Annotated in this window: 7 protein-coding genes; 5 read left to right on the top strand and 2 right to left on the bottom strand. The window is 59.3% G+C overall.

The window, feature by feature from the left end:
- The first annotated feature begins 50 nt into the window (after positions 1-50).
- Together NZK35_RS30625 and NZK35_RS30620 are read left to right on the top strand one after the other, a co-directional pair.
- On the top strand, positions 51-1,883 hold the full coding sequence (locus tag NZK35_RS30625; protein WP_259636339.1) for a di-heme oxidoredictase family protein: 1,833 nt from the start codon (positions 51-53) through the stop codon (positions 1,881-1,883).
- A gap of 149 nt (positions 1,884-2,032) precedes the next feature.
- Positions 2,033-3,781 carry a di-heme oxidoredictase family protein gene (locus NZK35_RS30620; RefSeq protein ID WP_259636338.1) on the top strand — a complete coding sequence of 583 codons (1,749 nt, stop codon included), beginning with the start codon at positions 2,033-2,035 and terminating at the stop codon, positions 3,779-3,781.
- Positions 3,782-4,045: 264 nt separating this feature from the next.
- Here NZK35_RS30620 and NZK35_RS30615 read toward each other — a convergent pair whose 3' ends face one another.
- Entirely contained in the window at positions 4,046-5,095 is a 1,050-nt protein-coding gene (locus NZK35_RS30615; RefSeq protein WP_259636337.1) for a threonine aldolase family protein, read from the bottom strand.
- 36 nt (positions 5,096-5,131) lie between these two features.
- A complete protein-coding gene (locus tag NZK35_RS30610) occupies positions 5,132-6,118 on the bottom strand; it encodes a zinc-dependent peptidase (RefSeq protein WP_259636336.1) in 987 nt (328 codons plus the stop codon).
- A 1,783-nt stretch (positions 6,119-7,901) separates the two neighbouring features.
- On the opposite strand from NZK35_RS30610, the gene NZK35_RS30605 reads away from it, so the two are divergent.
- The 3 genes from NZK35_RS30605 to NZK35_RS30595 all read left to right on the top strand — a co-directional run bounded on the left by NZK35_RS30605 (position 7,902) and on the right by NZK35_RS30595 (position 11,328).
- On the top strand, positions 7,902-8,768 hold the full coding sequence (locus NZK35_RS30605) for a hypothetical protein (RefSeq protein WP_259636335.1): 867 nt from the start codon (positions 7,902-7,904) through the stop codon (positions 8,766-8,768).
- The gene (locus NZK35_RS30600; RefSeq protein WP_259636334.1) at positions 8,765-10,228 is read left to right on the top strand and encodes an NAD(P)/FAD-dependent oxidoreductase; all 1,464 of its coding nucleotides are present in this window, start codon (positions 8,765-8,767) and stop codon (positions 10,226-10,228) included. The genes NZK35_RS30605 and NZK35_RS30600 overlap by 4 nt, the downstream gene beginning before the upstream one ends.
- A 107-nt stretch (positions 10,229-10,335) precedes the next feature.
- Positions 10,336-11,328, top strand: coding sequence for a 2-hydroxyacid dehydrogenase (locus tag NZK35_RS30595; RefSeq protein WP_259636333.1), 993 nt, complete (start codon positions 10,336-10,338; stop codon positions 11,326-11,328).
- Positions 11,329-11,396: the final 68 nt, after the last annotated feature.

Here is an 11,396-nt window from a genome sequence, read left to right as displayed (position 1 = left end):
GCTAAAGCCTGCACACCAACTCCATTTTCGCGACGCTCACGGGGGCAACGATGTTGCCAAAACGAATGTTTTTTACGAAGGTCGGTATTCGATTGGGGCTGGTCGGCTGTCTGTTGATCGGGGGATCCGTCGTTTCGGCGGTGTCACCCGAAACAGTCGCGATCGGTCGGCAACTGTTCGAAAAGAATTGGTCGCCGCAAAACCCGGCGTTGATGGGCAAAGACGGGCTCGGCCCGCTGTTCAACGGCCAATCCTGTGCCGTCTGCCATCGACAGGGTGGGATCGGAGGCGCCGGCGAAGCCGAATTCAACGCCAAATCGATCAGCATCGAGTTGATGCACGTCTCCGGGGACTTCAGGAATCCGGTCAGTGCGGACGTCGTTCGACAGGCGATCCGCGGCTTCCACCCGGGGTTCATCGATCCCAAAGCAGGCCTCGTGAACTCGCTGCCGCTGGCGCATCACGGCGGAACCTCCGCGTTCGCTCAGTCCCGTCAGGCGTTCATGGAGAAGATCCCCGCCCTGTTCAGCGACAACGGTGGATCGGCCGATGCCGCCGAAGTCCGATTGGCCAACGCCACGCCGATCTTGTACACGGCGACCCAAGGCAAGTACCAAACGACGATTCGCGCACGAATGTTCCAGCGGAACACCACGCCGCTGTTTGGTGCCGGGCTGATCGACCAGGTCACCGAGAAAGAACTACGGGTCGTCGAGCGCGAACAGAGCAAGCATCCGGAAATCAGCGGACGTTTGGCCACGCTGGCAAGCGGCGGTGTGGGCCGGTTCGGATGGCGAGGCAACGTGAGAACGCTGTTGGATTTTTGTGACCAAGCGTGTGCGGCCGAAGTCGGGCTGGAAACCCGTCGGATCAATCAACCGATCGACCCGATGGCGCCGGCGTATCGAAATCCGACCTTCGATATTTCTGACGCGCAGATCAAAGCGATGGAGGCATTCGTTGCCGCCCTGCCCGCTCCGACTCGCGCGATTCCACAAGAATCCGGCCGCCGCATGCTGGCAGCCCGCGGCGAACAAGTGTTTGCAGCGGTCGGCTGCGCGGTCTGCCATCGTCCGACACTCGGTCCCGCCCAGGGAATCTACAGCGACCTGTTGCTGCACGACATGGGACCGAAGTCCTATGACCTAAACCCCGCCGACCCCTACATCATTCGAGAGACGCCGATAACACGCATGGACTTTGCGATCGACTCGGAATCGGTCACGACGTTCACAATGGTGGATGACACCGTCACGGGGAAACTCATGGGGAACGTCTACTACGGCGGGAGGTATTCGATGGAACCAGGTGAAACCCGCATTCTCAACCGGCAAACAAGCAGCATCGACACCGCTGCGTCAAAGTCCGCCATCCCGACTCGTCCCAGCGTATTCGTTTCACGTGATGAATATCGGTTTGAAGCCGCTCCGGTTCCACCCATGACCCTGCGGTTTGTCAATGAGCGAAGCAAGTCCAAGTCGTGGCAAACAAGCGAAACGGAAAGTCGTCTGGTCGAAAACAGAGTGAGCCGCCATTTTCGGGAACGAACCGCCTCCGGACGAGACACCTACACCACGGAGGATACAACGACGACCACCCACAAATATCGTCAAACACGTACCGATTTTACGCGCTTGCACCTGGAACCGACCTACTTCACGCAGGAGTGGAGAACGCCACCGTTGTGGGGCGTTCATGATTCAGCTCCCTACATGCACGACGGTCGGGCGGAGACCTTACTGGAAGCGATCACGATGCACGACGGCGAGTCAAAAGGGACGCGGGATCGATTCTTGACACTGCCACTGGAAGACCGGCAAGCCGTGATCGAGTTTCTGCACACTCTGGTCGCGCCGCCGAATGCCCCTCAGCCGAAAAGCTGAATCATTGGTGTCCGGACGCGCCCTGACGAAACCGTCGCAAAGCGGATTGCGACGATCAAAATCCTCAATGCCCACGGGGGGCACTCATGTTGTCGAAACGGATGTGTTTTAGAAACGTCGGAGTTCTGTTCCGGACGCTCGCTTGCCTGATGATCGGTGTGCCAGCGGTCTCAGCCGTGTCGCCCGAGACGGTCGCGATCGGTCGGCAACTGTTCGAAAAGAATTGGTCGCCGCAAAACCCGGCGTTGATGGGCAAAGACGGGCTCGGCCCGCTGTTCAACGGCCAATCCTGTGCCGTCTGCCATCGACAGGGCGGGATCGGCGGCGCCGGTGAAGCCGAATTCAACGCCAAATCGATCAGCATTGAATCGATGCACGTCTCCGGCGGCCCGATCAACCAGGATGTCATTCGCCAGGCGATCCGCGGCTTCCACCCCGGGTTCATCGATCCCAGCGCCGGCATCGTCAATTCGCTGTCACTGGCACATCATGGCGGCACCTCCGCGTTTGCTCAGTCCCGACAGGCGTTCATGGAGAAGATCCCCGCCCTGTTCAGCGACAACGGTGGTTCAACCAATGCCGCCGAAGTTCGATTGGCCAACGCCACGCCGATCTTGTACACGGCGACCCAAGGCAAGTACCAAACGACGATTCGCGCGCGGATGTTCCAGCGGAACACCACGCCGCTGTTTGGTGCCGGGCTGATCGACCAAGTCACCGAAAAACAACTACGGGTCGTTGAACGCGAGCAGAGCAAGCATCCGGAAATCAGCGGACGTTTGGCCACGCTGGCCAGCGGCGGCATCGGCAAATTCGGATGGCGAGGCAACGTCAAGTCGCTGTTGGATTTTTGTGACCAGGCGTGCGCGGCCGAAGTCGGACTGGAGACCCGCCGAATCAATCAACCGGCCGACCCGATGGCGCCGGCGTATCAAAACCCGACCTTCGACATCTCCGACTCACAAATCAGGGCGATGGCGGCGTTCGTTGCCGCATTACCGGCTCCGACGCGGGCTGTCTCGCAAGAATCCGATCGCCGCATGCTGGCCGCCCGCGGCGAACAAGTGTTTGCGTCGATCGGATGCGCCGTCTGCCATCGCCCGACACTCGGTCCGGCCCAAGGCATCTATAGCGACCTGCTACTGCACGACATGGGCCCGAAATCCTATGACCTGAACCCCGCCGACCCCTACATCGTTCGCGCGACGCCGGTGACACGCATGGACTTTGCGATCGACACCGAAGCGATCACGACTCGCACCATGGTGGACGACACCGTCATGGGGACCGCCTACTACGGCGGGAAATATTCGATGGAACCCGGTTCAACCGGGCTGGCTTCGCGACAATCAAACAGCATCAATACCCGTGCATCCAGGTCTGCCACCCCGACACGCTCCAGTGTGTTCGTTTCACGCAATGAATACCGGTTTGCAGCCACACCCGTCCCCCCCATGACCCTTCGATTTGTCAACGAGCGAAGTAAATCCAGGACGTGGCAAACCAGCAAGGCCGAATCCCGTTTGGTTGAAAACGAATTAAATCGCCGCGGTCGAGAACGAACCGCCTCGGGACGAGACACCTACACCACGGAGAATGTCACGACGACGAACCAGAACATTCGCCAAACACGCACCGATTACACGCGGCTGCACTTGGAGACGACGTACTTCACGCAAGAGTGGAGGACGCCACCGCTGTGGGGCGTCCATGATTCAGCCCCGTACATGCACGACGGGCGGGCGGAAACCCTGCTCGAAGCGATCACGATGCACGAGGGCGAATCCAAGGGAACACGCGACCGGTTTTTGAATCTCTCGCTGGAAGACCGCCAAGCTGTGATTGAATTCCTGCACACCTTGGTCGCCCCGCCGAATGCGCCTCAGCCGCGAAGCTGAGCGACTTGGAGAGAAAGGATGGCAGAATGATACGGGGCAGAATGATGACAAGAACCCAATGAAGCCAGGCCGCTGCCCCCATCATTCTGCCACTTCATCATTCTGCCACTTCATCATTCTGCCACTTCATCATTCTGCCACTTCATCATTCTGCCACTTCATCATTCTGCCACCCCATCATTCTGCCACTTCATCGTTTTGCCCCCATCGTTTTGCCCCCATCGTTTTGCCCCCATCGTTTTGCCCCCATCGTTTTGCCACTTCTCACCCGATCAGTCCCAAAAACTGATCGACGTCTTCGACCGTGGTGGCGAACGACGTGACCAGACGATACAGCCCCTGCCCCTCCGCCAATTGGGATTCAAACTCTTCCGGGACCGGCCAGGGATAAAACCGTGCACCTTGTTCTTTCAACCGTCCGGCCAAATCTTTCGGCATCGTAACGAACAATTCGTTTGACTGACACGGCCAGCCGATCGAAACGTTTTTCGCAGCCGCGATCCCGGTCGCCAATCGATCCGCCATCGCGTTGGCGTGCGTGGCTAACCGGATCCACAGGTCATCGTCCAGGTAGGCGTGGAATTGGGCGGCGATGAATCTTGTTTTGCTGAACAACTGCGCCGCACGCTTGCGAATGAACGGCAACTGTTTTGCCCGGGCCGGATCGAAAAAGACCAGTGCCTCGGCGCACCAGCAACCATTTTTCGTCGCCCCGAACGAGAGCACATCGACACCGCTTTTCCAAGTCATCTCGGCCGGAGTCGATCCCAGTCGCACCATGGCGTTGGCAAATCGCGCACCGTCCATGTGCAGCGGCAACCCGAACGCATGGGTGTGTTCGGCGAGCACCGCAATCTCTTGATTGGTATAGACGGTCCCGACTTCGGTCGCCTGGGTCACACTGACCGCCATCGGTTGCCCGTGGTGGACGAATTCCGGATCAAAGCGTTGCAGACCGCGACGAAGTGCGTGCGGATCGATCTTCCCGAACGAACCATCGATCGGTGCCAGTCGGGCGCCGGACGTAAAGAACTCCGGCGCGCCACATTCGTCTTCGATCAAATGAGCCTCGCGATGGCAAAGCACAAACCCGCCGGGGCGATTGACGGCCGACAGCGCCAGCGAATTGGCGGCGGTTCCGGTGCCGACAAAAAACACCGCGACTTCGCGCTCGAACAACTCGTTGAAGCGTTGTTCCAATTGCTTGTCGAGATCACTGGCGCCGTAGGCGGGAGAGAAACCGCCCGAATGCCGCTGCAGGGAGGCGGCGATTTCGTCGGCCGCGCCGGCCCAATTGTCGCTGGCAAAAAACATGGGGTCGAATCGTCATGAAAGAGGGTTGGGTCGCGTCTACCGTTTCCGCCGACAGCAGTGTTTGAACTTTTTCCCGCTCCCACAAGGGCACTTGGCATTCCGCCTCACCCGCTTGGGCCGACGGGTCACACCGGACAGAAAGCTGCGTGTGTTCTGGCGATACATTTGTTGCAGCATGTCGTAGATCTCCGGTGCCTTGGACTGCAGCACGTCCGGGGCTTCGAAAAAGTATTCCGACAGCACCGCAAAGTATTCCGCTTCGTTGGTGTAGGCGTACTGATCGATGTGGTGACGCCCCTGTGGTTTGTTTTTGAGCTCTTCCCCGATCCACTGAATCCACGGCCCCGCGGTCGCGAGGCTGGCTCCCGGCGGCATGCCGTCGACGCTTCCGTCGGCCTTGTCGACCAGATGCGCAAACTCGTGAATCCCGACATTGCGTTTGTCGTCGGGGTTTTCAAATCCCGCTAGCAGATCGGGCTTGGACAGGATCATCACGCCGCTCAGGTGCCCGAGGCCGACCATGCCCAAGGTCCGACGATCGACGTTGTCGTTTTCGCCCGACGTGCTGTAATCGTCGCCGAACGCATTGGGGTAGATCAGCACCTCTCCCAACCCCGCATATTCCCAATCGTCAAAACCGAACACGGGAATGATCGCGCTGGCGGCGACAAGTGCCCGCGTGGTGGTGTCGACGTCGGTGCGAATGCCGGTGATCGGAGTTTCGTCCAAAAACACTTTCACGAGATTGCGAAACCGTTCGCGGCCGGCATCATCGAGGGCACGAAAGTAAGCGACATGCTGCCCGAGTGCGGCTTCCAGCTCGCCCGGAAACGGCTCCGCCATCACCCTTAGCCGGCGGAGTGTTCGCCGCCGCCACCACCAGTACGCCAACGGCGCCAGCGGCAGACTGATCAGCCAAATCGGCGACACCATCGCCAGCAGCATCCCTGTCGCAGCCACCACCACTGCAATCACGATCGCGTTGCGTTGATTGACGCGGACCGACGGTGGAGTTTCGAGCATCAGCCGACGTGGACCTGGGCGGAGGTGAAAAATACTGAAGTCGCATTTCAGACGACTGACATTCACGACATCGTACCCTGAGCGATTCCCTACATCAGCCAGCCCAACGAAAAACGTCGCGCGAAGTTGATTGGATCGCAAGGTCCCAATCGACGCAAATCGGATCGCTCGAACGGGACAACGGCGGGCGACACGAGGCTGGGATGCAGAACCCGCGAGACGCCCAAAAAAAAGCCCCGATGGCTTTTTCAAACCATCGGGGCTTTCGAGATATTCGCTTCGAAATCGGAATCGGCTCGGAGCGTTGCACAGCTGACTCGGGTCACTCACCAGGGAGAAGATGTGAGTCGTCTCCCAAGTCAGCCGGTTGGAACAGGGTGCTTGGCGGGAACTCCTCGAGGAAAATTATCCCGATCCTCGGCATCTCTTTCTCTATCTCAGTTGCATCCGCAAGGAGCAGCGACTTCGCATCCGCAAGCCGGCTCGATGATTTCGCAACCGCAAGTCGGCTCAGCGGCACAACCCATGTCGCATCCGCAGGAGCTCTTCTTGCTGAACAGTTTCTTCAGCAAGCCGAAGTGACTCTTTTTCGGTCCGCAGCAGCTGTCGCAAGCCGGGACTTCGCATCCGCAAGCCGGAGCTGCAACTTCGCAGCCACAGGCCGGTTCGGGTGCACAGCAAGGAGCAGCAACTTCGCAACCGCAAGCCGGCTCGACGTCGCAGCAACCCGCATCGCATCCGCATCCGCGGTGCTTTCCGAACAACTTGGCGAGCAGTCCGCCACGCCTATTGCAGCCGCTGTCACAGCCGCAAGGATCGACTACTTCACAGCCGCACATCGGCTCGGCTGCACATCCACAAGGAACGGCGACTTCACATCCGCATGCAGGTTCGCAAGCGACTTCACAGCCACAGGCGGGTTCAGCTGCACAGCCGGTGTCACAACCGCTTTTACAAAGTTTGTCGAACAGGCCAAACGCGCTTGCGTTTGACGAGGTGCTTGCGACCAGAGCGACGGCCAACAAAGCAGGTACGATTACACGACGCATCGTGATTCTCCATGAATTAGTTTTGGAAGGGTCTTGCCAGCGCTTCGGCTGCTGAATCGGTGGTGGTGGTGACCCGTGCCGGTGAGCACTTGCCAGATCGTGTCTTGCTAGTTCGATCATCACTCGCCGACACTACCGTTTGGTTTTGCAGCGTTTGCTTCACGAGTTCGACGGATCATTGACCGTGTTCTCTCGTGCAGAAGTGGCTATCGTCTTGCCCGCAATGCTTCCCCTTGTTTTCCTTGAAGAATTAAAGATCAAGGTCGCGGAGGTGATCGCATCGCAACGGCTCGCCCGGCGGTTCCGAATATGACAGTTCCGACGGCGCCCTCGGGGTGAACGCTGTGGCGCATGTCTTTCCTGTGTTTGACGAGGTTTTTGGCGGAACGGCGCGAGCCGTCCGGTCGCGTTTCGTAAACACCGTGAAAGACCGGAGGGCTCGCGGGCTACCGCTAACAAATGAATCACCGCGTTGCCCTCGGGCCCAGATGCCGACCGGGTTAGGGAACTGCGCCAGACGGTTTCAACGACATCAGCCACATCAACAACGCGGCCAACGTCAAGATCGTGATCAACGCCCCCAACGAGAGACGTTTCCGAACGGGTTGCAGAGCAGGCAAATCACGTTGCAGGCCGCACCACGGACAGTGCGGTGCGCGGCTATGGATGCGTGCGTTACAATTCGGGCATTCCTCGATCGCATTGTTCATTTTCGCGTCACCGTTTTGTCCGCCGTGCTCGATCCCCAGCGCCCCTACGCTTTCCTGAACGAACGCGAGCCGACCAGGGTTGGATGCGGAAACACGGAAATCGTCGATGTCGCCACCGTCTTCTTGACCGCCAGCCGTTGCCCGATCGGTTGCTCGATGTGTGACTTGCACCGCAACACTTTGCCGCAGCCATCGCAACCAGGATCGATTCCGACGCAGATTCGCTATGCCCAACAACGCCTCAAACCCGCGTCTTGGATCAAGTTGTACAACAGTGGCAATTTCTTTGATCCGTCCAGTATACCGCCGCAAGACTACGCTTTGATCGGTCAACTGTGCTGCGGCTATGATCGGGTGATCATCGAAAATCACCCGCGTTTCGGTAGCCGCCGCCATGATCGATTCTGTCAACACGTCGCCGGCAAACTGGAGGTCGCCGTCGGGCTGGAAACGGTGCAGCCGAGGATGCTGAAACGCCTGGGCAAGCAGATGTCTCGGGACGATTTTGATCGCTATGCAAACTCGCTGATTTCCGCAGGCATCGACCTGCGTGTCTTTTTGATCGTGGGCGCGCCACGGCTGTCGGTGAAGGAATCGATGCGTTGGGCGCGACTGTCGATCCGTCATGCGATCCATGCCGGCGCCCGCCACATCAGTTTGATTCCCGCCCGAGTCGGCCACGGCTGGAACGGCACGGCGGATTCTTTGCCGCGGGTCGAACTGGAACACTTGGTGGAACTGTTCGTCGATTCGCTGGACGAGATGCGCAGAGACGCGTGCCTGAGCGTGGACCTTTGGGACATCACGGGCGACGAGTTGAGTGAGCCGCGTCGGCATCTGTTGGACCGATTCGAATCCGCCATCCTCCACCAGAGCACAAGCCTGTTATGAATCAGCGGTTTGACGTTGCCATCATCGGTTCCGGGTTTTCGGGATCGATCCTGGCCAGAATCCTGGCATCGCGCGGCCGCCGCGTGGCTTTGCTCGATGCGGCGAGGCACCCCCGATTCGCGATCGGTGAATCTTCCACGCCGATCGCCGACCTGCTACTCCGCCGCCTCGGGCAACAATACGGTCTCACCGATTTGGAAAACCTTTCCGCCTACGGCCGTTGGCGGCAGACGTTGCCGGAACTCGCTTGCGGGATGAAACGTGGTTTCAGCTACTTCGATCATCGCGACTGGAATCTCGAATCGCGGGTCGGCCAACGGTCGCTGATCGTCGCAGCCAGTCCAACAGACTGCGACAGCGACACGCACTGGTACCGCAGTGACGTGGATGCCTATCTGTTTCAAACAGCGATGGAAGCGGGCGTTGATGCAAGGGAAGGCGTCGCGGTGACGTCACTGGATTTGTCGGATTCTGCCCGAGCACGAATCGGCCTCGCCTCCGGCGATCCCATCACGGCGGGCTTCGTCATCGATGCGTCCGGGGCGGCGACGGTGTCGGCGCGATTGCCGGGTGCCACGTCGATGACGGATCGATTGGCCACCAAGACTTGTGCCGCGTTTGCTCATTTCCGCGGCGTCGCCTCGTACTCGGATGTTTTTAATTCGCTGCACGGTGATCACCGCGCGTCGGAACCGTTCGATGCGGATGCGGCAGCGCAACACCACTTGATCGACGATGGCTGGGCGTGGATGCTGCGGATGAACAACGGCATCACCAGCGTCGGCGTCGTGTCACCACTCCGTCGAGACGCGTCGACACACCACGAGACGTTGCGGCGGGCGACTCGCGTTCTGAACGATCGATTCAGTGGTGATGCGACGATCCACCAAGTGTTTCGCGACAGTTTACGCGTGGCGCCGGTTTCCAAGATTGCCACGATCGGCCGGGTGCAGCGATTGCACAATCCCGTCATCACACCGCATTGCCTGATGACGCCGACGACAGCAGCGACGATCGATCCGCTGCACAGCACCGGGATTGCTCACGCGTTGGCAGGAGTGATGCGATTGGCAGACATTCTGTTGGCCAACGACCCACGCGAGCGGATCGAGCGTTATCGGGCGTCGATTCTTGCCGAAGCGTTCCACATCGATCGACTGATCGCGATGGCGTACCGATCGATGCACTCGTTTCCGAGATTCACCGCATCCTGTATGGTTTACTTCGCCGCCGCGATCGCCTGCGAAGAACGGATCGGACGCGGTGAAATGCCCGACCGGTTGTGGCAAGCCGACGACCAAGCCTTTGTCGCCGCGGTCGAACAGTCCGCCGAAGTCATCGAATCCGATGCCGATGACGCCCGGGTGGTCGATCAATTGCGAAACTTGATCGCTCCGTGGAACACCGCCAGATTATTCGAGGGGGACGGGAATCGCTACGCGTACACGGCGACCAAGTGATGACAGGAGAAGTTGGCAGAAAAAGGGGGGGCAGAAAAATGGGTGACACGAAAATGACGCTGCTGAGCCCCACTCGTGCAACTTGAATTTTGGAACTTGAAACTGAAATGTCGAAACCAACAATCTTTTTGACGCGGCGTCTGCCCCCCGATTCGATGGAACGTTTGCAGACCGAGGCGAATGTGTTTCATGGCGACTTGGATCGCGCGCCGACGCGTGCCGAATTGCTCGACGGCGTGCGTGATGTCGATGGCCTGATCTGTTTGTTGACCGATCAAATCGACGGCGAGCTCTTGGACGTGAATCGGAGTTTAAAAGTCGTCTCGAATTATGCGGTCGGATTCAACAACATCGACGTTGCCGCCGCGACAGAGCGAAACGTTGCGGTCACCAATACGCCGGGAGTGTTGACCGACTGCACCGCCGACATGGCATGGGCGTTGTTGATGGCGTCGGCCCGGCGCGTGGTCGAAGGCGATCAACTGGTGCGATCGGGGCGGTGGGGCGGTTGGGAACCGCTGCAAATGCTCGGCGCTGAAGTGACCGGCGCGACGATCGGGCTGATCGGTCTGGGGCGAATCGCCAAGGCGATGGCCAAGCGAGCATTGGCCTTTGACATGCGGGTGCTGTATTGGAATCGAACACGACTGTCGGCGGACGAAGAAAAGACCCTGGGTGTGGAATACCGCGAGTTGGACGAGATGTTGGGCGAATCGGACTTTGTGTCCATTCATGTCGCCCTCTCCGAGCAGACTCGGCATCTGATTTCGACACCACAATTGGAGAGGATGAAACCGACGGCGACGTTGATCAATACCGCGCGAGGGGCTGTCGTGGACGAATCGGCACTCGTCCAGGCACTCCGCGATGGAACGATCGCCCGCGCCGGTCTGGACGTCTATGAGCAAGAGCCGAAGGTGGAGCCGGAATTGCTGTCGATGCAAAATGTCGTGTTGGCGCCCCACCTGGGCAGCGCCACGGTGCAGACCCGCACGCGGATGGGGGATCTGGCGATCGAGAATTGCTTGGCCGCCTGCCGCGGCGAGCGACCGCCAAACCTGGTGAATGCCCAATGGACGCCATCCCAGCGGAAAGCGTGAGCCCAATGCCATCTACTTTCGCTCTCAAGGTGTTAGCGGAACGGCGCGAGCGGGCTGTCGTTTTTGTG

This window comes from Stieleria sedimenti (assembly GCF_025060895.1).
Classification (GTDB): Bacteria; Planctomycetota; Planctomycetia; order Pirellulales; family Pirellulaceae; genus Stieleria; species Stieleria sedimenti.
Note: the sequence above shows the minus strand (reverse complement) of the source record. Positions and strands in the feature narration are given on the sequence as shown.

What these genes read in the sequence shown, in the direction of transcription:
- NZK35_RS30625 (WP_259636339.1), top strand. Translation starts at nt 51, where the DNA reads ATGTTGCCAAAACGAATGTTTTTTACGAAGGTCGGTATTCGATTGGGG.
- NZK35_RS30620 (WP_259636338.1), top strand. Translation starts at nt 2,033, where the DNA reads ATGATCGGTGTGCCAGCGGTCTCAGCCGTGTCGCCCGAGACGGTCGCG.
- NZK35_RS30615 (WP_259636337.1), bottom strand. Translation starts at nt 5,095, where the DNA reads ATGTTTTTTGCCAGCGACAATTGGGCCGGCGCGGCCGACGAAATCGCC.
- NZK35_RS30610 (WP_259636336.1), bottom strand. Translation starts at nt 6,118, where the DNA reads ATGCTCGAAACTCCACCGTCGGTCCGCGTCAATCAACGCAACGCGATC.
- NZK35_RS30600 (WP_259636334.1), top strand. Translation starts at nt 8,765, where the DNA reads ATGAATCAGCGGTTTGACGTTGCCATCATCGGTTCCGGGTTTTCGGGA.
- NZK35_RS30595 (WP_259636333.1), top strand. Translation starts at nt 10,336, where the DNA reads ATGTCGAAACCAACAATCTTTTTGACGCGGCGTCTGCCCCCCGATTCG.